The organism is Pseudomonadota bacterium (assembly GCA_039024915.1).
GTDB lineage: Bacteria > Pseudomonadota > Alphaproteobacteria > Rhizobiales > MH13 > MH13.
Window position 1 is genome coordinate 214,441 of record JBCCPK010000003.1, and the last position, 24,457, is coordinate 238,897.

Sequence of the window (24,457 nt, forward strand, 5' to 3'; positions counted from 1 at the left end):
AACTGAGCCCACTAATCCTGGCCAACCCAGAAGCCCTCATGAACAACAGCCGACTCGTCCGAAAGAAGCGGACCGACGACCTCGACCTGTCGTTGACCAGATTCGAAAACGCTGCGGCAGGGCAAGTCCATCGTAAGGTTCTCCGGATCAGGGCCTATAAGGTCTTTCAACGCCTTCTCGGTCATCCCATGAACGACGCGTCCAACGCCCGCCCAGTACACCGAGCCAGCGCACATCGCGCATGGCTCCGCACTTGTATACATCGAACAGGTGCGCAGGAACGCAACGTCATAGGTCATTGACGCAAGCGTCATCAAATTGCGTTCCGCGTGTCCGGTGTTGTCACCTTTGGTTCCGCAAGTGTTCATCGCCTCCAGTAGGATGTTGCCGTCTTTGTCCGCCAAGAGCGCCGCAAATGGGTGGTCCCCACGGGCGCGGGATTGCTTTGCCAGTTCGATCGTGTGCCGGATCAGCTCGAGATCGCGTTCGGGCGATATGGGCATTTTCGTTCCTTAAACGCTGCGTAAGACCATGCGTGTTCACCAGGTCTGGGCTAGCATGTGGATATATACATAGCATGCCTGATTTTTGGGCATCATGACGCGACAATGCCCACGCACTGCGTGTAATTCGAGCGGCACAGTCTCGCCTCAGCCTGCTCAAGGTGGGGGACGCATGGTTCTCTACGAGCGGAGTTGAAGCTGCGACTTGGAAGTCTTTTAGCTCCCAAGGCGGTCGAGCTGTCAAAGAGGCTCGGCCAGCTGAAGGGGCCAGTCAGTGCCGTTAGAGGCGAGCTAGCCCGTGATCGGCACCGGTCGCCATGACCAGCAGCTTTTGCGAAGAAGCCGGGCCCCTATGCTGTTTCATCTCTACACCGCACCGACTTTGGCGCCCCAAGCGCGCCCGAACGGTTTGCACTCCCGTCACCCCATCCAATGTCACGTCATTGCCCGCGGGCATAGCCCGTCACTGCATGGCTCGTAGGGAAAGGATCCATCATGAAATTCTCGTTTCTACCTACCGCTTTACTAAGTGGTGCAGCGATGCTTGCGACGTCAACAGCAGCGCAAGCACTCGACGAAGTCACCTTCCAGCTCGATTGGCTCCCCGGTGGAGACAAATCGCCGATTTATGTCTGCATCGAACAAGGTTTCTGTGAAGACGCCGGAATATCAGTGACCATTGAGGGAGGCCGTGGTTCCTCCGAAGCGGTGACAAAGCTGGCGACCGGCATTTCCGATATTGGTACTGCAGGCCTTGGCGCGCTGATGGCAGCCGTTGTGGCGGAAGACGTACCGGTGACCGGGGTCATGTCCTACTTCAACAAAGGCCCGCACGCCTTCTACACCATTGAGGGCAATGAGATTGAAAGCGTTGAGGACGTGCGCGGCAGAACGATCGCAACCTCGCCATTCACCTCCTCCAACGTTTATCTTCCGCTGGTTCTAGCTGACATGGGCATGACCGAAGAGGATATCACACTGAACAAGATGGACCCCGGCGCACTTGGGCCGACCCTCATGACGGGCCAGGCGGATGCGATCATTGCCTGGGTTGTCGACGTTACCCGGTACACCACGCAAGCTGAGGAAGCCGGCCACGAAATCAAGGTTATACCCTGGTCGACAGCGGGCCTTGACCTGTATTCAGCTTCGGTCATCGCTAACGACACGTTCCTCGCCGAGCGACCTGACGTGGCGCGGCGCTTTCTGGAAGCCTATCAGCGTTCGGTGGTTTTCGCCCATGAGAACCCAGCCGAGGCGGCAGCGGCGGTTGTAGCGGTTGTTCCGGAACTTGATGTTGCGGCAATCGAAGGCGGTGTAAATGACGCTATGCTTCTGGTCTTCAACGAGGTCACCGAAGCTGATGGCCTTGGCTCTTTCGAGCCTGAGCGCCTTGCGTCGACATGGGCCCGTGTGGCGGCAGCTCAGGGCTTTGACGTGGACGCGCTCGACCCCGAGACCATCGTTGATCGCTCCTTCATGCCAACGAACTGAGGGCTGCGCCAAGTGAGTGAACCGTGCGCAATCGCCTTCGAGAACGTCGGCCAGGTGTTCGAAACGGATACTGGTGCTTTGGAGGCCTTGCGCGGGGTCGACACAACCATAGGACGGCACGAATTCGTTGCCGTCCTTGGTCCGTCCGGCTGCGGCAAGTCAACGCTTTTGCGCATGACATCCGGGTTGTTGAAGCCAACAACGGGAGGGGTAAAAGTCTTCGATTATCCGGTCAAGGAGCCACGTGACGACGTGGGGATCGTTTTCCAGAAGCCCACGCTTCTTCCATGGGCGAACACGATCGACAACGTTCTGTTTCCGCTCAAACACAGGGGTGGATTCGTATCGAAAGACGACCGTCAAAGAGCCGCCGAACTGGTGAAGATGGTCGGACTGGAAGGCTTTGAGACACGCCTGCCCGAAGAGCTCTCCGGTGGTATGCAGCAGCGTGTCGGCATCGCGCGAGCGCTCTTGATGGACCCCGATATTCTGCTGATGGACGAGCCGTTCTCGGCACTCGATGCCCTGACGCGCGAGGAGATGGGTTTTGAGCTTCTTCGCATCTGGCAGGAACGCCCAAAAACGGTGCTGTTTATTACCCATTCCATCTCCGAAGCTGTTCTGCTCGCCGACCGCGTATTGGTCATGAGCGATCGGCCTGGAACGATTATCGAAGACTTGGTGGTTCCCCTGGAGCGGCCCCGAACCATCGAGACCACCACGACAAAGGTGATGCATGAGTTTGCAGGATATCTCCGCAGCCTCCTCCTCAAACGCGCCGCCTGAGCAATCGGACGCAGGTGCACAGGAGCCGCCGCAACCAAGCCCTGCTGTCGCAAAGGCGTCGCTGCTACGCCGGATGATGGCCGTGCCAGGTTTGCTACCTGGCCTTACTATCGTCGGTCTGCTTTTGGTGTGGGAGCTTTCCACTCGGATATTCCCGATCCCCAGCTTTATCCTCCCAGCGCCAACCCGTATCGGGGGCGCGATCGATGCGGTCAGTGCGGAGCGCTGGTTCGAGCATGTCTGGGCAACCCTTCGCGTTGCACTCGTCGGATACCTCGTCTCCATCGCTGTCGCCTTGCCGGTGGCGATCGCCCTTACGCGTTCGAAGGTGATATCGGCCTGCCTTTACCCGATCCTCGTGGTCATCCAATCAACGCCGGTGGTCGCGGTCGCGCCCATCATCATCGTGATCCTGGGGTCGGGCGATGCCCCGCGTGTGACGATCACCTTTCTGATCGCGTTCTTTCCGCTCGTCGTTTCGATGACGACGGGAATGATGGCGACGCCTCGGGAGTTGATCGAGCTTTCGCACAGCCTCAAGGCACCGGCGTGGCGGGAGTTCACTCAGATCCGAATTCCTTACGCGATCCCGTATATCTTTTCGGGGCTGAAAATCTCCATCACGCTTGCAGTCATCGGTGCGGTGGTAGCGGAGTTTGTTGCGTCGTCGCAGGGCCTGGGCTTCTTCATCCAGTTCTCGACATCGAATTTCAAACTGCCTCAGGCGTGGCTCGGGTTGGGCTTTCTCGTTCTGATGTCGCTGACACTGTTCAACATCATCGGGCTTCTACAGCGTCTGTTCTTCCCCTGGTCCATCCCAAAGGATGCGCGGTGAGCGACTTCCCAAATGCAGGCGACGGGAATTTACCGTTCCAGGTGGCAGGGGCTCTCGCGCTGGACCGCCGCCCAAACTCTGAGTGGCCTAAGCGTCATCGCGCAGAGCCGTGAGAGCAAGGTGTTGGCGAAACGCGACAAAGAGCCAACGCGGCCTAGAGCCGTCAAAACCTGCTCGCTTTCATCCCCACGATCCCGCTAATCATGCGCTCCACAAACGGTCCCCTATCCTCGCTGAGCCATTCGACAGCGTTTGATCGCAGCCCGCTCGACGCACTTGTCCGAAGTAAACGGGACGGAGTGCTGGCGGTCGTTACAGGCGTTGAAGGGCCATCCTATCGCCCCGTCGGCGCGATGATGGCGATCCTGCCAGATGGCACACGCGCGGGCTCACTGTCTTCAGGCTGTATTGAGAGCGATCTTGTCGTCCACGCGATGGAGGCGCTCGACGCGGGTGTGCCGCGCGTTATCCGCTACGGTCGGGGCTCGCCCTACATCGACATCCAACTGCCCTGCGGTGGCGGCATCGATATCCTACTCGTCCCACGGCCAGATCGCGTGGCGATCCAAGAGATCCTGCTTCGCCAGCGCATGCGGACCCCTTGTGCGTTGTCAATCGAAACGGGGGATGGAGCAATGGTGGTCTCTGATGTGGAAAACGCGCCTAGCGACGTCTTCACCGTTCGGATTGAACCGCAATTGCAGTTTTGCGTTTTCGGCAAGGGGCCCGAAGCCGGTACGTTCGCCGCGCTGGTCCAAACTGCGGGCTATCCCAATGTTCTGTTGTCGCCCGATAACGAAACACTCGAACGCGCCACGAACGCCGGTTGTGATACAAGGTCTTTGCCCACCGCCAGCTTCCCAAGCGATCTGTTGGTCGATCGGTGGACGGCGATCGTCCTTTTCTTCCATGATCATGATTGGGAGCCACCGCTTCTTAAGGCAGCGCTCGACACGCCTGCGTTCTACATAGGCGCTCAGGGCAGTCGGCGAGCGCGGGACGCCCGTCTGGAGACGTTGAAAACGATGGGTGTCACGGAGCCGCAATTGGATCGCCTGCACGGCCCGGTGGGCCTGATCCCGTCAGCGCGCGATGCGCCGACGCTGGCGGTTTCAGTGCTTGCGGAGATCATGGGCAAAGCAGGGGCGCAAGCGCCTTGACGGTCGCAGGCGTCCTCCTCGCCGCTGGCACATCAAGCCGTTTCGGCGGAGCGGACAAGCTGCTGTCAACTCTGCACGGGAGCCCGCTTGTCAGCTACGCAGCCAATGCTCTGCGCACCTACCAACCTGATGTACGCATCGCGGTCGTGCGGTCGAACCCAGTTGCGGCATTGCTGACAGACTTTGATTGCGTGCAAGCACCAGAAGATGAGCCACTGCAGGCAGACAGTCTTCGCGCTGGTGTATCGCGTGCGATGCGACTGGGCGCCAATCAGATCATTGTTGTCTTGGGGGACATGCCCTTTGTCACAGCTTCATTGTTGGCGGAGGTTGCGGGTCTTTGCACCGAAACAAGGCCCAGCGCTTCAAGCGATGGTGACAGAATCATGCCACCGGCATGCTTCCCCAAAGCACTGTTCCCTAAGCTTCTAAACTTAAAGGGTGATCACGGTGCCGCGGTGCTGGTCCAAGGTCTGCCTAAGACGGCTCTTGCACGCTTTTCCGCTCGCGATTTGCTTGATGTCGACACAACTGATGCGCTGGAGGAGCTGCACGGTGGTGCTGGGTGTCAGCGGTAAGCCGTGGCGTTATTTGTCTCCTTAAGGTGCTGTGCCGCACCCAACGGTACGCGCAAGTCGCCGCTTCGCGTAGCTTCGGAACCTCTTCGTAACCAATCAAAGATCAAGATGCAGCGGCGCTGAGGACGCAAAGCGTTACGCGGGCTGGCCATCGCATATGGCATGATCAAGACGGCCACCACTTGCGAGAAGCAGCAGCCTCGTGTTGCTTATACATCCGATGCTGAGTCCTTCGGATCGATGGAGAATGAGATGAACCCAATCCGCACAACGCTTTTTTCGATGGCGTTTGGTCTCGGAGCGCTGCTCGTTGCGACACCAGCATCAGCTGCGTCCTGCATCACAAGCCAAGGCCAATTTGATGCCTATAAGCAGCAACTGGCGCAACAGGCGTCCTCTGCTGGCGTCGGCCAGCGCGGCCTTCAGGCACTACAACAGGCCAGGCTTTCAGGCATCACCTGGCGGTTTGAATCGAACCCGGCCTCGCAGTCCAGCATGCGATTTCGCAGCCCTGAACAGTTTCTCCGCAGCCGTTTTTCAAGCGTGAACTCCTTCGTGTCTGGCGCTCAACAAAGGCTCAGGCAAAGCGAGAGTTTCTTTGAAGCGATTGAGCAACGCTACGGAGTGCCCGGCTCGATCCTTGTTGCGATCTGGGGTTACGAGACCAGCTGGGGCGGCTTTACCGGCGATACACCCATCGTTGGCGGTGCGGTAACTCTTGCCTCTTACTGCCGCCGTCACCCACGCTTTGAAGACGACGCTATCGCTGCCCTGCAACTTGTCGACCAAGGGCTGATCACAACGAGTAGTCGCGGCGGCCCCTCAGGCGAATTAGGACACATGCAGTTCCTTGCGGGCAATTGGGTTCGCTTTGCCGTGGACGGGAACGGTGATGGTCGCACGGACCCCAACAATGCAGCCGACGCCCTTGCAACCGCGGCAAACATGTTGCGTCGCAATGGGTGGCAAGCCGGCGGCTCTTTCGCGGAGGGATCAGCCAATTTTCGTGTTCTGTCCGCTTGGAACGACAGCGGCAACTATCAGCGCGCGATCGCGTTTGCCGCCGAGCTTATCGATTGAACTGTGCCGTGACGGTCTGAAACCGAGCATGGCATGAACCGAGAACGCTCAGGTAAAAGCTGGCTGGGGAACCTGGACTCGAACCAGGACTGACGGAGTCAGAGTCCGCTGTTCTACCATTAAACTATTCCCCAGCGGCGCGCGGCGGATAGCACCGCAGAGCGGCTAATTCAAGCGAGAACCGTTTTCGCATCGTTAGGCGGCATCTGGAGCGTTCACTTGGCAGACGGCGCCGTCGGAGCGGCTTACTGCACCGGATCGTTATCGGCGAGCCGCAGCGCCAGTGGCGATGTGACCTCGATCCGGGTCAGTTCGAACGCCGCGTGGGCCGGTGTAGCTGCCTGGGCTGTCACCCCCATCACCTGAGCTTCGAAACCAGCTGCCGGCAGTTGCGAAGGCTCGGCGGCAAAAATCAAACGAACGTCAGCGTTGCGCGTCGCGCACTGGCGGATGATCCGCGAGACCGAGCCACCATTCCGCTGTGCGTTCATCGAGCACTGACCCAATTCGGTCGTTGGAAGCGCATCGAACGGCATACCGAACCGCAGGATTGTGCCGCGCGGTTTGCCCGGCAACTGAAAGGCCGGCACACCTGTTTCATCGAGGTTCTCGGGGAACCAGTCTAGGAGATCTGTTCCCAATGTGGATAACCGCCAATGGCTCTCGCCCTCGATAGCCAAAGTCACGCCGCCTAACGCTACCCTTGCCGCTTGGACGGTAGAAGTCTCATCATAGGGCACCAACGCCACGTCATCGGTGGACACGCCCTGTTGAGACAACACCAAGCTTTCGAAGCGTGGCCGCTCAAGATCAGGTAAGGCGAGGTTACGGTTCCGGCCAAAAGCTCGGAGAGCGTTCAGAGACCCCTGGCCAATCAACCCATCGATGGGGCCGCGGTACAGACCTACCTGGCGCAGGTCGCGCTGAATTTGCCGCCGCAGCGGCATGCTCCAAAACTGGATAGTGTCGCCCGCCATACCCAGGTCACGCTGGGCGAGCTCAAGCAGAGCATGACTGGCCATCATGGAATCAGGCGCGCTGTCCGTATCGGCAAAATCATCGTAGGCGTAAATCAACGGTACGAGCGCGAGGTGAAGCCCCTGGTCGGCGGCAACCCGGAAATGCCGGCGCGCCGCTTCGACGTCACGCGCGCCTCCCAGACCGTCCATTAACAGGAAGCCGAGCTGGTAGTTGGCGCGGGCATGACCGGTTGAGGCAGCCTGCTCCAATAGAGGTCGCGCCAAACCGTAAGCGCCTGACCATTCAGCCTCGATTGCCTGTTGATACAGGGCTTGCGCATCGATGGCCTCACCGCCATCCGCATCTTCGGCCGCTGTAGCGCCAGCCGGTAGACCGCTCAAACAAAGAGCAAGGGATAGAGCTGCTGCCGCTGTTAAAGAGCGACACGTTTTAAGCGGGCGTGAAAAGCGCGAAACAGCCGTCATGGCAAAGCCTCAGCGAGCGGTTCAAGACTGGTCGAAGGTCAACCTGCCACCGTTTGATTACAAAAGCTTTCACAAGCTTCAAACGGCGTTAAAGCTTTCGAGCCGTGTAAAGGAGTATCCGCGATTCTGCCGGTTGGCGAAGCGCGCCGGCCGCTTGTGTGCCCAACTTTCCCATTCAGATCAGCACTGACTGGCCAACTGTCGCTTAGCGGCGACATTGACGGTAGATATATGCTTGTCGTGGATATTCTTGTTTGATATATGCCAAGTCAGCATGTCACTGACGGTAATAGCCCATGAACGTTCGAACCCTTTGTCTGGCCATTCTTCACCACCAAGATGCGACCGGCTACGAAATCCGTAAGCTCTCGACGGAAGGCAAATACGCCTACTTCGTCGATGCGAGCTTCGGCTCGATATATCCCGCGCTCGCCAAGCTTGAAGATGATGGTCTGGTGACATCTCGTCAGGAACAGCAGCCAAGCAAGCCGCCGCGCAAGGTGTACATGATCAATGAGGCCGGCCGCGAAGAGCTGCGTTTACAGCTCCGCGAAGCACCAACGCCGGATATCTACCGCTCTGAGTTCCTTTTGGTGGGCATGTGTTCTGATCTGCTTGATCCCGTCGATGTGCAGCGCGCCCTCGCCATGCACACGCGCCAGATCGAGGACAAGCTGGTGAAGATCAACGAGATGGAACAATCCATGAAAGGCCAGCCGCAGAGCTGGCTGGTCGATTTCGGGCGCCATTGCGTCCAGGCCCATCTCGACTGGGTCATCGAAAACCGTGAACGGATCATCAGCGCCAGTGCCGCTGCGGATACCGTTCAGACAGCCGCCGAGTAAGCGTGTTCAAAACGCCCCTACCCCCAAGTGCTAGATTGAAAAGTTTAGAAAAATGGCCTTCCCGATCCGATTTTCCCACATCCTTGCCATCGGACTGACCGCTGGCGTCGGCTACTACATGCTGGGCGGAACCACGATGCTGTCCGGCGAAGGGCCATCGGCGGGCGGCGAACCTGTCCGTGCGACGGACAACCGCGCCCAAGAGGAGGTCCTGTTCGCTGTCCGGGCCCGTGATTTCACGGCGCAGGAACGGGCGAACGCCCTGACGGTTCGTGGCCGGACCGTCGCCGACGCTGCTGTTGCCGTATCGGCTGAGACCGGCGGACGCGTGGTGGACGTCTACGTTCGTGAAGGCGATGAGGTTGCTGCAGGCGATGCTCTTTGCCGCCTCGACGAAGCAACGCGCCGAGCAACCCTCTTGCAAGCCGAGGCACAACTCGCTCAAGCAGAGGTCGAGCTAGAGGCCGCCCAAAGCCTGTCGAACTCCGGGTTTGGCGCGCAGAACAGGGTCCCGGCTCTTCAGGCGGCTTTAAACCTTGCACAGGCTGGTCTTGAACAGGCGCAGCTCGATCTGGAGCGCACGCAGATCACCGCCCCGGTTGGTGGCGTCGTGCAAGTGCCCCTCGCCGAGGTCGGAGCGCAACTGGCACCCGGGGCCGTTTGCGCAACGTTGCTCGATACCGACCCTCTGGTCGTTACGGCTCAGGTCTCAGAACGCGATATCGCCCAGCTTTCTATCGGCATGGACGTACAAACGCAGCTCGTGACGGGCGAGACGGCAAACGGCGAACTTGCTTTCATCGGTGCCGAAGCCAACCCTGATACGCGCACATTCCAGATCGATGTGCACATTGCCAACCCCGAGGGGACAATGCGCGCGGGCGTCACGGCGGAAGCATCCATAGGCTTGCCAGCCTCGCGCGGCCATCTGCTTCCGGTTTCGACACTTGGACTGGCCGAAGACGGAAGTGTCGGTGTGCACACCCTTGATGACGACAACCGCGTCGCGTTCAACCCTGTCACCATCATCGGTGATGAACGCACCGGCGTCTGGGTCACAGGCTTGCCGGAAGACGTACGGGTGATCGTTGTTGGACAGGATTTCGTTGTTACCGGCCAAGAAGTGGCCGTCACGATGGTCGAGGACGGCATTCTGCAGACCTCTCAAGCGCCCGGCACCTTGGGAACGCCGGCCAATGAAGGAGCGGCCAAATGATTGCCCTTCTGGAAATGATCCTACGGCGGCCAAAAACCGTCGTTACACTCATGCTGGTGATCATCGGTGCGGGGGTGATGAGCTACATCGCGATCCCGAAGGAAGCCAATCCTGATATCGATGTACCGATCTTCTATGTCTCGGTTGGCCAGCAAGGCGTCTCACCGGAGGATGCCGAACGGCTGCTTGTTCGCCCCTTGGAGACGCAGCTCCAAGGTCTTGATGGCTTAGAGCAGATCACGGCCTACGCTTCGGAAGGTCACGCAGGCATCGTGCTTGAGTTCGATATCGCGTTCGACAAAGACGAGGCGATGGCGGACGTACGCGACCGCGTCGACCGGGCGCAGGCTGAAATGCCGACAGCTGCTGACGAAGCCCAAATTTTCGAAACCAACTTCTCCTTGGTCCCAACGATAACTGTCGCCCTGTCCGGGCAGGTGCCAGAGCGGACATTGTTCACACTCGCACGCGAACTGCAGGACGAGTTGGAGACAATCGACACGGTCCTTGAAGCAAACCTTTCCGGCCACCGTGATGAGGTGCTGGAAATCCTGATCGACCTAACCAGGCTGGAAGCTTACGGCATCACACAGGCAGAGTTGACGAATGCACTGCAGCTGAACAACGCATTGGTTCCGGCCGGCGTCTTCGATAACGGCTCAGGGCGTTTCAATCTCAAGGTCCCCGGCCTCGTCGAATCGGTAGAGGACGTCTTCGATATCCCGCTGCGCGAAAGCAATGATGGTGTGGTGACGCTTGAGGACGTTGCAGAGTTGCGGCGGACGTTTGCCGACCCGGTATCCTATACCCGTGTCAACGGCGAGCCAGCGATTGCCATCGAGGTGATCAAACGGCTCGGGACGAACATCATCGAGAACAACGATCAGGTTCGTGCTGTCGTCGATCGCGTTACCGCCGATTGGCCCGATACCGTTGTGATTGATTTTCTCGTGGACCAGTCGAGCTTCATCAACGAGGTGCAGGGCTCGCTGCAATCGTCGATCCTGACCGCTATTGTTTTGGTCATGATCGTTGTGCTGTTCGCGCTTGGCCTGAAATCGGCACTTCTCGTAGGGCTCGCTATTCCGACGTCCTTTATGTTCGGCTTCCTCATTCTCGGCACCACTGGGCTGACAGTGAACATGATGGTTATGTTCGGCCTTGTGCTCACGGTTGGTCTTCTCGTCGACGGGGCTATCGTCGTTGTGGAGTATGCCGACCGAAAGATCGCCGAAGGTGTTGAGCCGACCGAGGCCTTCATTCGCGCGGCCAAGCTGATGTTCTGGCCAATCGTATCGTCAACCGCGACCACCTTGGCGGCATTCTTGCCGATGCTGCTTTGGCCCGGCGTTCCCGGCCAGTTCATGAGCTACCTGCCGCTTATGGTGGTGATCGTTCTGTCGGCAGCCCTGCTCACCGCTATGGTCTTCTTGCCGGTGACCGGCGCGATCGTGGGCAGAGTTGCCTCGTGGATGGGCCGCCACGCCCTTGGTTTGCTGGCTGGACTGCTTGCGGTTGTGATCGCATTTGGTGCGATAACCGCATTGCAGGTCTCAATCCTGACGGCGTTAAGCGGCTTGGGTATCACCTTGCCTGGTGCGGACGCGGGCGCGACACCGACCGCACTATACGCTTTGGCGCTCGTGGCAGCCTTGTTGCTGTTCGTCCCTATTCGCGCCCTCCTGGCCCCAATCGTTCGTTGGCAGCAGCGCCGGGCGGCCATCGCGGCGGAAACCCGCAAGGCAGAGGCGATCAAGCTTTCGGCTGGCAACGCGTTCGACCCCAAGCAGCTCAAAGGCGTCACCGGCGTATACGTTCGGACCCTTGAGAGTTTTGCGGCGACGAAGGTTGGTAATATTGTAGCGATCGTCTGCGTTATCGCTATCGCGGCGATGAGCCTGTCAATGTTTCAGCGGGCGCAAACCGGTGTCGAATTCTTCGTGGATGAAGAACCCGATATCGCTGTTCTGCTGATCACGGGACGGGGAAATCTGTCGGCGCAGGAAACGCGCGATCTCGTCATCGAGGTTGAAGACCGCATCATTGATGTGGCGGGTATTCAAACGATGATGACAACCACCCAGCCGGTTGGCACCCAAGGTGGTGGGGGTGGCGATGCGCTCGGCCTGACCGACGTGCCACCCGACATGATCGGGCAGATTCAGATTGAACTTGCTGACTACTCCAATCGTCGGTCCGCCGATCAGATCTTCGCGGAGATAGAAGCGCTTACTGCTGATCTCGCCGGTATCGGGACCGAAATCCGAGAGATCGAGGGCGGTCCACCGACCGGTAAGGATGTCACCCTTGAGGTCCGCAGCAACGATTATGATACTCTGCTGGCCTTCACCCGGGCGGTTCGGGCCCATGTCGATACGATCGACGGTCTGATTGACATCGAAGACGACACACCCTTGCCCGGTATCGAATGGCAGATTGGCATAGATCGTGAGCAAGCTGGTCGGTTCGGTGCATCGATCGCGCAGGTCGGCCCGATGATCCAACTTGTGACCGATGGGGTTTTGATCGACACCTATCGTCCCGACGATACCGACGAAGAGATCGAGATACGGGTTCGGTTGCCGCAAGAGCAAAGAACGCTCGAGCAACTTGACGCCATGCGGCTCGAAACATCGCAGGGCCAGGTACCCCTTTCGAACTTCGTAACGCGCGAGGCTGCGCCGAGAGTGGCCTCCATCACGCGCATTGATGGCGCTTATGCAATGAACGTGAAAGCGAACGCTGCGGAGGGTGTCGATTACAATGATAAGGTTGCCGAGGTCAGAACTTGGCTCGAAAGCCAGACACTGCCCAATGGCGTCTCGTATCGTTTCCGCGGCGCCGATGAGGAGCAGCAGGAATCAGGTGCGTTCCTCATGCAGGCAATGGCAGGCTCGCTGTTCCTCATGTTCATCATCCTGCTGACGCAGTTCAACTCGTTCTACCAGACGGTTCTGACGCTCGGCACGGTGGTTCTCGCGGTTTTCGGCGTGCTGCTGGGCATGGCACTAACCGGACAGGCGTTCTCAATCATTATGACCGGCACGGGCATCCTGGCGCTGGCGGGGATTGTGGTGAACAACGCGATTGTGCTGATGGACACATTCAACAGGTTCCGTGCCGATGGCATGGCCGTTGTGGAGGCAGCACTGAAAGCTGCAGCGCAAAGGTCACGGCCAATCCTGCTGACGACCATCACGACGATCGCGGGCCTCATACCCATGGCGCTGCAGGTCAATCTGAATTTCGTTGAACGGGTTATTCAGGTCGGCTCGATCACATCAATCTGGTGGGTTCAGTTGGCTACAGCCGTCATCTCGGGTCTGGCGTTCTCGACGGTTCTGACCCTTTTGATCATCCCGGTGATGCTGTGCCTGCCAACGGTGTGGGCATCCAGCTTCGCTGCTGCTGACCAATGGCTGATTGCGCATGTACCGCCCTATCGCGGGGTCATGCGCGCCTATGGCCGCATGGTCGAAAAACGGCCGATTGCTGAGCGCGGCGAAGATCGAAGCAGAACGCCTGTTCCGGGGCTGGTTGCAAACGATCTGGGCGACCCGAAACGCGGTCATTCAGACGATCTGCCCCAAGCCGCGGAATAGCCGATCTTGAGGATCACTGCCTGAAAAGCTCTGCGCGCTGAAAGCCACGCGGGATCATAACCTCACCGGGTGGACGAGCGCAGGGCCCTTCAGGGTGTCCATATCGGCTTGGGTGAAAACACCACGGTATCGGCACAAAGAACAGTCTATACCGCGCTTCGACAATTGATCGTAGGTCATGGTAGGGCTGTTCCCGATCACGGTGGCGACAAAGCTTTCATCGTTGGGCCATTCGGGGGTCGGTAAGCCATTTCTTCGGAATATGGTGGACCATCGACGTCGCTGAACCAACAAGGCCTCAGCGGCGGATCGGCGGATCCGGGTAATGGGAAAGAAGCTCAGGTAGATCGTATCTGCGAGGCGGCTTGCGCGTTCGTTCCAAGTCCAATCCGGCGGTGCCTGGACTACACGGTTTGCGATGAAATCGGCATCGTTGTCGGCGAACATAGCGTCAAGCTCAGCGTAGCTGAGGTTCACCAGCCGTACGTCGGGCTCCACCAACCATAGTGACTTCCACGGCATGTCGAGCGCCCGGTACCAATTGTAGTCGCCACAACGCCAACCATAATTTTCCGGTGCACATAGGCCCATGCTCTCAACCCATTGCCGGTCAATCGCCTGACAGGGCACATCAACGGGCAGCGGGTTGATCCGGGTGTCAAAGGAGACCAGAACCTGCGACGCGCCCACATCCTTGCACAGCGTTTTGTAAAGAGTTTGCGCGCGCCGGTTCCATTGATGTGTGCGAACCAGAAAAATCGAGCGGGTGTGAGCGCCAATAAAGGGGCGACGCTTGAAAGAACGCCTTGCCCAGATCGTCTTGATCTGTGCCGGGATCAAGCCTTACTCCGCACATTAGCCACGCGGCGTTAGACCCACATCCAGCATGTTGTCCGGGTGGTCGGGGGAGCGTATCTTCATTGCTGGTACCCGCATTGTCACCAGCTCTTCCGCTGCGGTGGGATGCACAGCGATCGTACGATCGAAATCAGCTTTAGTCGCCCCCATGCTCACCGCTATGCCGATAGCCTGGATCAATTCGCCCATCCCCTCGCCTGCCAGATGCACACCGACGACTTTATCGGTGTCCGCATCGACGAGGATCTTCATCATCATGTATTCATCGCGACCTGGAAATGCGTGCTTCATCGCGCGAAAACGCGTCATGTAGCAGTCCAGGTTCTCGAATTTGGCACGCGCCTGCTCTTCGGTCAGCCCCATTGTGCCGAGCTCTGGTTGGGAGAAGACCGCCGTCGGTATCAGGCTATGGTCGACGGTCCACCGCCTGCCACCAAACTCGCTATCAGCGAAGGCATGGCCCTCGCGGATCGCGACCGGTGTCAAATTGGCACGGTTGGTCACATCGCCGACAGCGTAGATCGACGGGCAACTGGTTTGGCTATCAGCAGACACGCCGATAGCGCCGATCTTCGTGGTTTCGACACCAGCAGTGTCAAGGCCCAAACCCCCAGTGTTGGGCGCCCGCCCAATGGCAAACATAATCTGATCGGTGACAATCTCGCCACTGGCGGTGGTCGAGGAGACGAGGCTGCCATCCTCGCGCTTGTCGATGTTTGTGATGACATCGTCGAAGACGAACTTCACGCCCTTCTTGATCATCTCATCGCGAAGATGGGCGCGTAAATCATCATCGAACCCACGCAGAATGTTCCCGCGCCTATAGATCACGGTCGTATCTACGCCCAGCCCGTTGAAAATACCGGCAAACTCGATGGCGATGTACCCCGCGCCAGCGATCAGGATGCTTTTGGGTAGCTGATCGAGATGGAAAGCCTCGTTTGAGGTGATCACATGTTCATGGCCGGGAATCTTTGTATCGATTACCGGTGCCGCGCCCGTCGCAACCAAGATCTTGCCCGCCGTGACCTGTCGATCACCTTCCAAGAGGCGGACAGTGTTGGGGCCCTCTATGACGGCGCGGGTCTTGTGCAGTTCTACGCCGGCCTTTTCGAGGTTGGTCTTGTAGATATCGTCGAGACGATCGATCTCGCTGTCCTTGTGGTCGATGAGCGAGCGCCAATCGAAGCTACTTTCCCCGACGGACCAGCCGAACCCTGCCGCATCTTCGAAAACCTCGGGAAAGTGCGACGCATACACCAGGAGTTTTTTCGGCACACAGCCGCGGATCACGCAGGTACCGCCATACCGATATTCCTCGGCCAAAGCGACCTTCGCACCGTGCAACGACGCTATGCGCGCGGCACGGACACCGCCCGACCCGCCGCCTATGACGAAAAGGTCGTAGTCGAATTGTGTATCGGACATTGTTGCCCTTTCGGCGTCTGTTACTGCACTAAAGCTCGACGCCGCGCTCTGTCAGCAATTCGCGCACACGGGCGAGATAAATGGCATTAATCGCGTCGCTCCATGTGAATGTGAGATCGATTGATGCCCGATCAATTGCCCGCCGCACGGACCGGAACTTTTCCCCCGCCGGCGACTGGAAGAACGCTATCAGCGTCTCAAGCTCTTCGACTGTGTAAGCCTGGGCGTAAAGCTCAGCGATCTGGCCAAATAAAGGGCCGGTCTCCGTCGCCATATCGAGGTAGGCTTCGTCGGCGGCCTCTGTCACGACATCGGATATATCAGGGTTTGTGCTAACCAATTGGCGGATGATATCACGGCGTAAAGCGTTAAGTGGCGTGATGTACAGTTGGTTTGCGTCCATCAATTCAGCAAACAACGCCCCCAAACGCCGATGCTCATCGGTGAGCGTTGCGGGGTCAGCCAATTCGATCCCTTGAGCGGCAGTCGGCGTGCTGGCGATCAAGCTTAAGGGTGCCGCCGTTGCAGTACAAAGGACTAGTGTTGCAGCGAGACGCGAAAACTGGCGTGCAATCATCGTTAAGCTCATGGTCAAGCGCATCTTTCATTGCGGAATTGAGGAGTTCGGCGGCTTCAATAGCGGGAAAGCCGAACCGATGTAACCCTTGCGACGCAAGCAGCGATTTTGTCTGGGGTCAGCCGTGGCGGTGCAAAACCTCGACGCCTTCACCGGTAGCGAGGAACGCGCGATCCGCCATTCCCAGAAACAGGCCAGTTTCAACCACCCCGGGTATGGCGAGTAAAGCGGTATCAAGCGCTTTGGGATTATCGATCATGCCAAGCTTGCAATCGACGATCCAATGCCCCCCATCCGTCTCTACTGGAGCGGTCTCACGCCCCTCTTGATCGGTTTGCATCCGTATGGTGGCATCGACCCGCCAATCCATTCGTGCGCACAGCCGCTCCACCTGCGTTGCCGTCGCAGATGCTCCGAACTTGTTGATCTCCACCGGCAAGGGAAACGCTCCGAGCCGGTCAACATATTTGGTGGCATCGGCAATGACGAGCATCTGCCGCGCGGCAGCTGCCACAATTTTCTCACGCAACAGCGCGCCACCAGCGCCTTTGATCAGGTTAAGGTCTGGGTCAATTTCATCTGCGCCGTCCACCGCCAAATCGAGGACCGGGTCGCGGTCAAGATCAGTGAGCGGGATACCCAGCGTGTTGCACAGGTCAGCGGTGCGTTGGGATGTCGGCACACCGCGCACGTTCAGGCCATCGTCAACGCGTTTCGAAAGGGCATGCAAAAAGGCTTCGGCCGTTGAACCGGTTCCGAGACCGAGCACCATCCCGTCTCTGATTTCCTTTGCAGCACGGTCGCCGACCTCCAACTTGAGTTGGTCGAGCTCCATAGAAAAACCGTCCTCTTGCCATCGCGGCTGCACATGTGATCTGTGCAGCGTCGCGCAATCTGCCCTTCGATCTTCTTGTATGCACCGGTGATGACTGCCGGTGAAGGTGTCGCCGATGGTTTCCACATCAACTCCGCCCTCACAAGGCGAATGCGTATGCGTTTTCGACCTTGATGGCACTTTGGCCGACACCGCGCCTGACCTTATCGCGGCTCTTAATCACGTCTTGCGGTCCAATGGCCTGCGACCTGCAGGCTTTGAAGAAGCCAGAGGCTTTGTTGGCCACGGTGCACGCGTTCTGATCGAGCGCGCTTATCGTGCGCAGAAGGTCCCGCTCGATGAGGAACAGGCGGTGCAGCGGGTCGGCCAATTCATTGCCTTCTACCGGCAGAACATTGCCAATGACACGCGTTTGTTTCCCAACGTTCTGAGAGCGCTCGACACCATGCGATCGGACGGCTGGCGCTTCGCCATTTGCACCAACAAACCCGAAGCGCTCGCAGTTCAGTTGGTAACGGAACTGGGGGTTCTGGAGCGTTTCGCAGCCATAACGGGCGGTGACAGCTTCCCTTTTCGCAAGCCTGATGGGCGGCACATTCTAGAGACCATTGCGAAAGCTGGTGGCGACCCATCGCGCGCAATCATGGTTGGCGATTCCGCGCCGGATATTGGTGCCGCCCGGGACGCCAACGTTCCCGTCGTCGGAGTATCATTCGGATACTTCACAGGCACGAGCGACGAGCTTGGTGCCGATCGTTTGATTGATGATTTCGCGCAGCTGCCCGATGCGGTTGCCGCTCTGATGGGGGTGTAGTCTGCTTGACGCGTATAGACGAGACCGGTAGGTGCTAGCCTAGATTTGGGTGTGTAGCTCAGCGGGAGAGCACTCGCTTCACACGCGAGGGGTCACTGGTTCGATCCCAGTCATGCCCACCAACTTACTTTCGTAGCCGAACGCGGGCAGGCAAGGTGAAGAGCATTACTTTGCGCCATCTTCAGCCCCGACTGGCTTGTTCATATGCGCATCAATGGCCGCGATGATTTCCTCCCAAGCGGCCCGCGCGCCCTTCATTCCACCTGAGCCGATAACGTCTCCACGTGTTGTTTGGATAACAAGCGACGTCTTTTTCTCCTCGCCTTCCGGAACGATCGCAAAGCCAGTCACCGCGCCGAAGGGGATACGCTGAACGTCAGCGCCAGAAATGGTCCAGCGCTTGGCGACCACGATTCGCCTGTCGGGGTCGACGATCAGCTGCGTCGCCACCAGCCGGCGCATGCCGCTCCAAATCAGATAGCTGCCAATAACAAAGTAGGCGAGCGTGCCGGGCTGCATAAAGGTCGTCATGTCCGTCAGCCTACCCAAAGCAGCGGCGAGCAGGAACACCCCGATCGCGACCATAAAGGCCCCTCGCCCAAGCGATTGATCGGTGATCAGCAGATCATTTCCGTGATGAGAGAGACGCATGCAGGTGTTCAACTGTTCGAGGAGACGACCGGTTTGGAATGCTTTGTGCAGCTAGGCGCGTGCCCGCCGCCTTCAAGTGCGGCCTGTTGGGCGGCTTGATCGGATCAGGCTTGTGTAGCTTCTACCCTGCGCCGACGCGCTGCGCGCGCTTCTTCGAATGCGCTCCTGCGCTCTGCCAAACGTTCGATGAAATCTTCGAGAAACGCCCACGTGTAGTAGCCCGTCGAATGACCATCACTGAAAATCAGGCGGACAGCATAACTTCCCACACGCTCAATGTTGGTCACCGTGATGGTGTCATCAACGGCGCCATCGATCTTCTCGACTGCGCCGTGACCCTGGACCTGCGCTGACTGGGAGAACGCGCGTAGGAGCTGTGCGGGCAACTCGCCCTCAAGCCCGTCGTCAAAACGTACGCGCAAGCTGCGCCGACCCTTCAAAAGCCGCAACTCTTCGGGCCAGCGGCTTCTCTCGTCCATCTGAACTGATCCTCGCATGTGGTCGACAATGCCAGCGACATCCCAAACCAGCCGCTCGGTCATGCAATCTATATAGGCAATCGATGCGCGCCCTACCAACTTTGAACGGTCAGAAAGGGCTTGCAGCTGCGTTCCTAAACGCGCACGCTTGAGACAGTGCGCGGTCGTGTTCGACGTGGCGCCATCAGCGCCCAGCAGCCGGACAGTCTTCGTGTTCAACAATTTATCGCCCAACACGCGCGGGATACTCGCGATCTGCATCGCGATGGTTGGCTTTATCGGGACCGACAGCGCCATCAAGGCCGCGTCGAGCGATTTGCCCATCAGCCAGATGATCGCACTGCGCGGAATCGCCATCCTCGTCATTTTAACAGGGCTGGGCTTTGCAACCGGCGCAATACGCAAACTGCCAACGCTCAAAGATCGGGCCGTCGGGGTGCGGGCGTTCGGCGAGTGCATGGCGACGCTGCTTTATTACAACGCCATCATCCAGATCCCGATCGCCAGCGCAAACGCAGTTCTTCAGACCATACCACTGGTGATCGTCGGTGCAGCAGCAATCCTGTACAAGGAACATGTGGGGTGGCGACGCTGGACCATTATCGCTGCGGGCTTTCTCGGTGTTCTGCTGATCATACGGCCAGGTACAGCCGCCTTTCAACCTGCCAGCCTTTGGGCGGTGGCGGCGGTGATCTTCTATGTCGTCCGCGATATTTCAACCCGCTCGATCGATCCCGCGCTACCGGCCATTTCAATCAACCTCGTCACCAGTGCGTCTGTCATGATTATGGGATTTTTGCTCGCGCCGTTTCAGGAATGGGTCATGCCGGATGCACGTGGGCTTGGGCTTCTTGGCCTGTCAGCTGCGTTTCTGACGATGGGCTATCTCGCCGTCACGGTCGCGATGCGAAGCGGAGACGTATCCGTTAGCTCTCCGTTCCGCTACTCAATCGTCATTTGGGCGCTGCTGATTGATATGTTCATATTCGGCAACCGACCTGATGCGCTGATGCTTCTGGGGCTCACGATCGTTGTCGGCAGCGGTATCGCGATGATCGCTCGTGAGCGCCAGTTGAAACGCTCCTAGCCTCGATCATCGGGTAAGCCCATTTCGCGCAGAATCCAGCTGGTGAACGCAGCAACCTTTGGTTTGAGGCGCGCCGTCGGGGGCATGACCAGATAAAAGGCCAGCGGCGTGCGCAGGCGGAGATTGGGAAAAGGCTCGGCAAGCAGACCAGTATCGACGTCGTTTTGTGCCAGCGATGTACGAGCAAGTGCAAAGCCGGAGCCGCGGATCGCTGCGTCAATGGCGTGGTCGGCATGGTTGAAACGCAAACCGCGCGGCTCCCGATCGTAGGTAACTCCCGCATTGGAAAACCAATTGACCCAGGAGGGCGCACCCTCGAATTGGGCCATCGATTCATCGATGATAAGCGGAAGCTTCGCTATATCCGCCGGCGTTTCCAGGGGATGGTCCGTCAGGAAGCTTGGTGCTGACAGAACCGTCAGTTCGTCGCCAAGCAGATGGATGCTCTCAAGACCAGGATAAGTGCCGCCCCCAAACCGTACGCCGACATCGACGCCATCTTGGGCGAAGTCCACCAGCTTCAAACTCGCGGAAATCCTGACTTCGATATCGGGATGTTGATCCATGAACGAGAAAAGCCGGGGCGAAAGCCATTTGGCCGCAAAGCTCGGACCCGTGGATACAACGAGCACATTGTCCGGCGTTTGCGCCGAAAGCCGGTCCACCCCGAGACGCAGGCGGGCGAAAGCTTCGCGCACGTCGGGGTGAAAACGTTTGCCCGCTTCGGTCAGCGCAATGGCGCGATTGAGGCGCTCAAACAGAACGACACCAAGCTGATCTTCAAGGTTGCGCACCTGGTAGCTGACAGCTGATGGGGTGAGGTTCAACTCCTCAGCCGCTTGAGAAAAGCTCATTGAACGCGCGACAGCTTCAAACGCTTGAAGCCCGTTAAGCGTCGGTAAACGCGCCATCGCACATCGCCTTCACTTCAAATTTTTTGTACTGAAGGCATAATCTATCCGTTTGTCAGCAGGGTGATCAAGGCGCATGTTCGCATCAACACGAAACGATGTCGGCAGTCGCCCGCCGACGAAAACTGAAAGGAACGATCATGCTTTTCGACAGCACCCGCAAAGACCTCTCCGCACACATCATGGCAGGCCGGACAGCACGGTCCCGCGCAGCTTACGATCTGCTGGCAAAGCTCCGCGCGAGCAATCCGCTGCGTGGTTCGACGCCCACGCAAAAAACACAACCACCGCGCGGTCACGCCGCAGCCTAGGCCGAACGGACGCCAAAACGGCGCCAAACAAGGCCGGAAAAGGCCGGAATAAGGAGGTGACTTGTCGCGACAAACGGCCGTTTAGGGCGGAATAACCGCTCACTTGTCGCGACAAACCTTGGCGGACCGGCCGCTGGACCCTAAGAGCATAGTGAAGGCGTTGCCATCGCGCGCTCCGCGGAGCGCTCTCGCTGTGGCGACGCCTTTATTTGTTCTTGGACATCATCGCCCGGGCGATTTGTCCTTCACCCGAAAGGTCCGTGCGCGGTGACCGCCTCGCAAGACTCTGCCTCACACGGTGCAACACCGTCAGACACCGTTCTCAGCAGGCGACCAGCAACCCTGCTGTTGGTGCTGATCGTCTCGACCAGCCCACTGACCATGCACATCTATCTGCCATCTCTTCCGGGGATGGCGATCGATCTACAGGCTACCGATGCTCAGCTGCAGCTGACCTTATCGGTATACCTGTTCACGGTGGCGAACGCTCAATTGATCATCGGCCCGCTGTCTGATCGGTTTGGACGGCGCCGCATCCTGCTGGTCGGGCTTTTGATTTTTCTTTTGGCGACACTCGCCTGCCGCTTTGCAACCAGCATTGAGGGTTTGATCATCGCGCGCGGCTTCCAGGCGGTCGGCGGCTGCGCCGGGATGGTCTTGGGTCGCGCCATCGTTCGCGATATCTCCACCCGGCAAACCGCCGCCAGCCTTCTGGGCTATGTGACGATGGGGATGGCTGTCGCCCAAATGATGGGCCCGGCTATCGGCGGCTTGCTCGACGGGCTTTATGGCTGGCGGGCGTCCTTTGATTTGTTGTTCGCCCTGGGATTGGCGCTCCTTATCGCCTGCCTGGTTTTGCTGCCTGAGACCAATTTGAAACCTCAGACGAGCTTCGCGCCCGACGCATTGGTCCGCCAACACCTTGACCTTGGCGGGCAGCCCCGCTTCTGGGCGTTTGCGCTGACAGGGGCTCTCGCGTCAGCAATCTTTTTCGCTTTCCTCGGCGGTGGGCCGTTAATTGCACAACGCGAACTGGGTCTTAGCCCGGTAACCTATGGGCTCTATTTCGGGTTTCTTGCTGGCGGGTATGCAATCGGCAACTTTTTCGCTGGCCGTTACAGCGAAAAGGTTGGCGGTGAGCGCATGATCCTCATCGGCAATCTGCTGTCGCTGTTTGCCATGGCAACTCTAGCGCTGCTGTTTCTGGCGGGCCTCGCTCACCCGCTTTCGCTGTTTGCGCCGATGATGCTGTCTTCGCTCGCCAACGGTCTGTGCCTGCCGAATACCTTCTCAGGTGCGCTTTCGGTACGGCCCGATCTTGCGGGCACTGCGTCTGGGCTCGCGGGCTGGCTTCAGGTCATGGTCGGCGCCGCCGCGACGGTCCTTGTTGGATGGTTTATCCATCTCGGCATCTGGCCGCTGATCGTCATCATGCTGCTCTTGTCCATTGCAGCGCTGCTGGCAGGCACGGCCTCAGGCCGGCTTGAGCGGCAATTTGTCGGACGCGAAAGCGAACCGATCACGCAGGACTAGCATCAAGCTCGTCTTCGATGATGATCGATGGCGGTTTGCGTCCACCAGCTTGCCGCGCTTTGATGTCTGTATAAACAGCCGTCGCAATCGACTTGTAAGCGCTCGCATGCGCGCCGTCCGGCTCCTGCGCTACGATCGGTGTACCCGCATCCGATGTCTCTCGGATCGCTAGGTGCAAGGGGATCTCGCCAAGGAATGGTACGCCGAAGCGCGCTGCGTCCGCTCGCGCGCCTCCATGGCCGAAAATGGGGGTGGCCGTTCCGCAGTTCGGGCAGACGAAGACGCTCATGTTCTCGACGATACCGAGCACCGGCACCTCAACTTTCTCAAACATCGCAACCCCCTTGCGCGCATCGATCAGCGCCAAATCCTGGGGAGTAGAGACGATAATGGCACCATCAAGCGGAACCCGCTGAGAAATTGTCAGCTGTGTATCACCGGTGCCGGGCGGCATGTCGATCAACAGAACATCAAGCGGTGCCCACACAACATCCGACAGCAGTTGGCGTAAAGCCGAGACAACCATCGGCGCACGCCAGACCATCGGCGCGCCCTCTTCGATAAGAAATCCCATCGACATGACTTTCGCGCCGAAAGCGACAGGCGGTTGCGCACGTTTGCTCTCGTCGAAAATGGGGGGCTGCGTGACCCCGAACAGTCGGGGAATTGACGGGCCATAAACGTCGGCGTCCAAAACACCAACCTTGAGCCCCATGGAGGCGAAGGCAACTGCGAGGTTCGCGGTTGTGGTCGATTTGCCGACGCCACCCTTGCCGGAAGCAACCGCAATGATTGCCCCGATCTCGCTATAGTCCACGCCTCCCATCGTACGAGCCGGGCTGGCTTCCTTCGGATCGTTCTTTTTGGCGGTACGACCGACAGACCCGCCGCTGTGATTGAGAGGTTTGCGAACCTCTGCAACAGTGCGCGCAGCGTCGGGCTTTACACTTGATGCTGGCACCGTGCGTTGTGCGGGCGCCTCTGTGGTCAAGACGATGAATGCCCGTTCGACCTCAGGCCGATTGGAAAGAATAGCTTCGAGTGCGTCGCGAACAGGGGCGTAAGTTGAGACCTGCTCTGGGGCGACGGTCAGAGTGAGCAACAGCCTTCCGTCCTGCAGGCTCGGGTCAGACAGAATATCGGTTTGTCCTATCGGCAGGCCGGAAAGAGGATCGATCACCTCGTTGATCGCTGCCATTAGGCCGTTCGAACTATCGGTCCGTTTGCCACCGAGAAGGCCTTTGATCGTATCGAGTACCATACACCGTTCCTGGCGCGCTCCGTTATCTGATCGACGCCACTATCTGAGTGCCCAATTCGCCCGCTACTCTACCGAATACCCGCCGACTTCCAAAGCGGTTTCAGGCCGCCTCCCTGCGCGGTTAGCTCAGCACGCAGCAACAGTATGGCTTGCGGGTCAATCTAGGTG

The 24,457-nt window shown here is 58.7% G+C and carries 23 protein-coding genes and 2 tRNA genes; 14 read left to right on the forward strand and 11 right to left on the reverse strand.

Annotated features, from left to right (window positions below; genetic code table 11):
• Positions 1-11: 11 nt before the first annotated feature.
• Complete coding sequence (locus AAF739_07210) at positions 12-503, reverse strand: nucleoside deaminase (GenBank protein ID MEM6382444.1); 492 nt, start codon at positions 501-503, stop codon at positions 12-14.
• A gap of 495 nt (positions 504-998) precedes the next feature.
• On the opposite strand from AAF739_07210, the gene AAF739_07215 reads away from it, so the two are divergent.
• The 6 genes from AAF739_07215 (at position 999) to AAF739_07240 (ending at position 6,436) form a co-directional block, all read left to right on the forward strand.
• Complete coding sequence (locus AAF739_07215) at positions 999-1,997, forward strand: ABC transporter substrate-binding protein (GenBank protein MEM6382445.1); 999 nt, start codon at positions 999-1,001, stop codon at positions 1,995-1,997.
• 12 nt (positions 1,998-2,009) lie between these two features.
• Entirely contained in the window at positions 2,010-2,783 is a 774-nt protein-coding gene (locus tag AAF739_07220; protein MEM6382446.1) for an ABC transporter ATP-binding protein, read from the forward strand.
• A 73-nt stretch (positions 2,784-2,856) separates the two neighbouring features.
• Complete coding sequence (locus tag AAF739_07225) at positions 2,857-3,618, forward strand: ABC transporter permease (protein MEM6382447.1); 762 nt, start codon at positions 2,857-2,859, stop codon at positions 3,616-3,618.
• A gap of 203 nt (positions 3,619-3,821) precedes the next feature.
• On the forward strand, positions 3,822-4,778 hold the full coding sequence (locus AAF739_07230; GenBank protein MEM6382448.1) for an XdhC family protein: 957 nt from the start codon (positions 3,822-3,824) through the stop codon (positions 4,776-4,778).
• Entirely contained in the window at positions 4,775-5,356 is a 582-nt protein-coding gene (locus AAF739_07235; protein ID MEM6382449.1) for an NTP transferase domain-containing protein, read from the forward strand. Before AAF739_07230 ends, AAF739_07235 begins: the two co-directional genes overlap by 4 nt.
• A gap of 252 nt (positions 5,357-5,608) precedes the next feature.
• Positions 5,609-6,436: a lytic murein transglycosylase gene (locus AAF739_07240; protein MEM6382450.1), complete on the forward strand. Its 828-nt coding sequence runs from the start codon at positions 5,609-5,611 to the stop codon at positions 6,434-6,436.
• A gap of 60 nt (positions 6,437-6,496) precedes the next feature.
• On the opposite strand, the gene AAF739_07245 is transcribed toward AAF739_07240, so the two are convergent.
• Positions 6,497-6,570: transfer RNA gene (locus tag AAF739_07245), tRNA-Gln, on the reverse strand.
• 111 nt (positions 6,571-6,681) lie between these two features.
• Entirely contained in the window at positions 6,682-7,797 is a 1,116-nt protein-coding gene (locus AAF739_07250) for a hypothetical protein (protein MEM6382451.1), read from the reverse strand.
• 380 nt (positions 7,798-8,177) lie between these two features.
• Between AAF739_07250 and AAF739_07255 the strand changes: the two genes are divergently transcribed.
• The 3 genes from AAF739_07255 to AAF739_07265 are packed head-to-tail and all read left to right on the forward strand — an operon-like array spanning position 8,178 to position 13,544.
• Positions 8,178-8,726, forward strand: coding sequence for a PadR family transcriptional regulator (locus tag AAF739_07255; protein ID MEM6382452.1), 549 nt, complete (start codon positions 8,178-8,180; stop codon positions 8,724-8,726).
• Between the two features lie 52 nt (positions 8,727-8,778).
• Positions 8,779-9,942 carry an efflux RND transporter periplasmic adaptor subunit gene (locus tag AAF739_07260; protein ID MEM6382453.1) on the forward strand — a complete coding sequence of 388 codons (1,164 nt, stop codon included), beginning with the start codon at positions 8,779-8,781 and terminating at the stop codon, positions 9,940-9,942.
• Positions 9,939-13,544 carry an efflux RND transporter permease subunit gene (locus AAF739_07265; protein MEM6382454.1) on the forward strand — a complete coding sequence of 1,202 codons (3,606 nt, stop codon included), beginning with the start codon at positions 9,939-9,941 and terminating at the stop codon, positions 13,542-13,544. Before AAF739_07260 ends, AAF739_07265 begins: the two co-directional genes overlap by 4 nt.
• Positions 13,545-13,598: 54 nt before the next feature.
• Here the strand turns inward: AAF739_07265 and AAF739_07270 are convergent, their stop codons facing one another.
• The 4 genes from AAF739_07270 to rpiA form a co-directional block, all read right to left on the reverse strand.
• Entirely contained in the window at positions 13,599-14,384 is a 786-nt protein-coding gene (locus tag AAF739_07270) for a hypothetical protein (protein MEM6382455.1), read from the reverse strand.
• Positions 14,385-14,399: 15 nt separating this feature from the next.
• On the reverse strand, positions 14,400-15,830 hold the full coding sequence (gene gor, locus AAF739_07275; protein ID MEM6382456.1) for a glutathione-disulfide reductase: 1,431 nt from the start codon (positions 15,828-15,830) through the stop codon (positions 14,400-14,402).
• 28 nt (positions 15,831-15,858) lie between these two features.
• A complete protein-coding gene (locus tag AAF739_07280) occupies positions 15,859-16,419 on the reverse strand; it encodes a DUF2059 domain-containing protein (protein ID MEM6382457.1) in 561 nt (186 codons plus the stop codon).
• A gap of 106 nt (positions 16,420-16,525) precedes the next feature.
• The gene (rpiA, locus tag AAF739_07285) at positions 16,526-17,242 is read right to left on the reverse strand and encodes a ribose-5-phosphate isomerase RpiA (GenBank protein ID MEM6382458.1); all 717 of its coding nucleotides are present in this window, start codon (positions 17,240-17,242) and stop codon (positions 16,526-16,528) included.
• A 115-nt stretch (positions 17,243-17,357) separates the two neighbouring features.
• Here rpiA and gph point away from each other — a divergent pair, with 115 nt between their 5' ends.
• Positions 17,358-18,056, forward strand: a complete 699-nt coding sequence (gene gph, locus AAF739_07290) for a phosphoglycolate phosphatase (protein MEM6382459.1) — start codon at positions 17,358-17,360, stop codon at positions 18,054-18,056.
• A gap of 47 nt (positions 18,057-18,103) precedes the next feature.
• Positions 18,104-18,178, forward strand: a tRNA-Val gene (locus AAF739_07295).
• A 43-nt stretch (positions 18,179-18,221) separates the two neighbouring features.
• Here AAF739_07295 and AAF739_07300 read toward each other — a convergent pair.
• The gene (locus tag AAF739_07300) at positions 18,222-18,707 is read right to left on the reverse strand and encodes a hypothetical protein (GenBank protein ID MEM6382460.1); all 486 of its coding nucleotides are present in this window, start codon (positions 18,705-18,707) and stop codon (positions 18,222-18,224) included.
• A 104-nt stretch (positions 18,708-18,811) separates the two neighbouring features.
• Positions 18,812-19,405: a DUF971 domain-containing protein gene (locus AAF739_07305; protein ID MEM6382461.1), complete on the reverse strand. Its 594-nt coding sequence runs from the start codon at positions 19,403-19,405 to the stop codon at positions 18,812-18,814.
• Between AAF739_07305 and AAF739_07310 the strand changes: the two genes are divergently transcribed.
• Entirely contained in the window at positions 19,398-20,273 is an 876-nt protein-coding gene (locus AAF739_07310) for a DMT family transporter (GenBank protein MEM6382462.1), read from the forward strand. The genes AAF739_07305 and AAF739_07310 overlap by 8 nt on opposite strands.
• On the opposite strand, the gene gcvA is transcribed toward AAF739_07310, so the two are convergent.
• Positions 20,270-21,184, reverse strand: a complete 915-nt coding sequence (gene gcvA / locus AAF739_07315; GenBank protein ID MEM6382463.1) for a transcriptional regulator GcvA — start codon at positions 21,182-21,184, stop codon at positions 20,270-20,272. The two genes, AAF739_07310 and gcvA, sit on opposite strands and share 4 nt — an antisense overlap.
• Before the next feature lie 140 nt (positions 21,185-21,324).
• Here gcvA and AAF739_07320 point away from each other — a divergent pair, with 140 nt between their 5' ends.
• A complete protein-coding gene (locus tag AAF739_07320; GenBank protein ID MEM6382464.1) occupies positions 21,325-21,495 on the forward strand; it encodes a hypothetical protein in 171 nt (56 codons plus the stop codon).
• A 267-nt stretch (positions 21,496-21,762) separates the two neighbouring features.
• Positions 21,763-23,028, forward strand: a complete 1,266-nt coding sequence (locus tag AAF739_07325) for a multidrug effflux MFS transporter (GenBank protein ID MEM6382465.1) — start codon at positions 21,763-21,765, stop codon at positions 23,026-23,028.
• On the opposite strand, the gene AAF739_07330 is transcribed toward AAF739_07325, so the two are convergent.
• Complete coding sequence (locus AAF739_07330) at positions 23,015-24,289, reverse strand: Mrp/NBP35 family ATP-binding protein (GenBank protein ID MEM6382466.1); 1,275 nt, start codon at positions 24,287-24,289, stop codon at positions 23,015-23,017. The two genes, AAF739_07325 and AAF739_07330, sit on opposite strands and share 14 nt — an antisense overlap.
• Positions 24,290-24,457 lie beyond the last annotated feature (168 nt).

Coding starts and splice junctions, on each gene's coding strand:
- AAF739_07225 (MEM6382447.1), top strand. CDS start 2,857: ATGATGGCCGTGCCAGGTTTGCTACCTGGCCTTACTATCGTCGGTCTG.
- AAF739_07210 (MEM6382444.1), bottom strand. CDS start 503: ATGCCCATATCGCCCGAACGCGATCTCGAGCTGATCCGGCACACGATC.
- AAF739_07240 (MEM6382450.1), top strand. CDS start 5,609: ATGAACCCAATCCGCACAACGCTTTTTTCGATGGCGTTTGGTCTCGGA.
- AAF739_07215 (MEM6382445.1), top strand. CDS start 999: ATGAAATTCTCGTTTCTACCTACCGCTTTACTAAGTGGTGCAGCGATG.
- gph (MEM6382459.1), top strand. CDS start 17,358: ATGGTTTCCACATCAACTCCGCCCTCACAAGGCGAATGCGTATGCGTT.
- AAF739_07300 (MEM6382460.1), bottom strand. CDS start 18,707: ATGCGTCTCTCTCATCACGGAAATGATCTGCTGATCACCGATCAATCG.
- gcvA (MEM6382463.1), bottom strand. CDS start 21,184: ATGGCGCGTTTACCGACGCTTAACGGGCTTCAAGCGTTTGAAGCTGTC.
- AAF739_07330 (MEM6382466.1), bottom strand. CDS start 24,289: ATGGTACTCGATACGATCAAAGGCCTTCTCGGTGGCAAACGGACCGAT.
- gor (MEM6382456.1), bottom strand. CDS start 15,830: ATGTCCGATACACAATTCGACTACGACCTTTTCGTCATAGGCGGCGGG.
- AAF739_07260 (MEM6382453.1), top strand. CDS start 8,779: ATGGCCTTCCCGATCCGATTTTCCCACATCCTTGCCATCGGACTGACC.
- AAF739_07230 (MEM6382448.1), top strand. CDS start 3,822: ATGCGCTCCACAAACGGTCCCCTATCCTCGCTGAGCCATTCGACAGCG.
- AAF739_07255 (MEM6382452.1), top strand. CDS start 8,178: ATGAACGTTCGAACCCTTTGTCTGGCCATTCTTCACCACCAAGATGCG.
- AAF739_07280 (MEM6382457.1), bottom strand. CDS start 16,419: ATGAGCTTAACGATGATTGCACGCCAGTTTTCGCGTCTCGCTGCAACA.
- AAF739_07265 (MEM6382454.1), top strand. CDS start 9,939: ATGATTGCCCTTCTGGAAATGATCCTACGGCGGCCAAAAACCGTCGTT.
- AAF739_07320 (MEM6382464.1), top strand. CDS start 21,325: ATGCTTTTCGACAGCACCCGCAAAGACCTCTCCGCACACATCATGGCA.
- rpiA (MEM6382458.1), bottom strand. CDS start 17,242: ATGGAGCTCGACCAACTCAAGTTGGAGGTCGGCGACCGTGCTGCAAAG.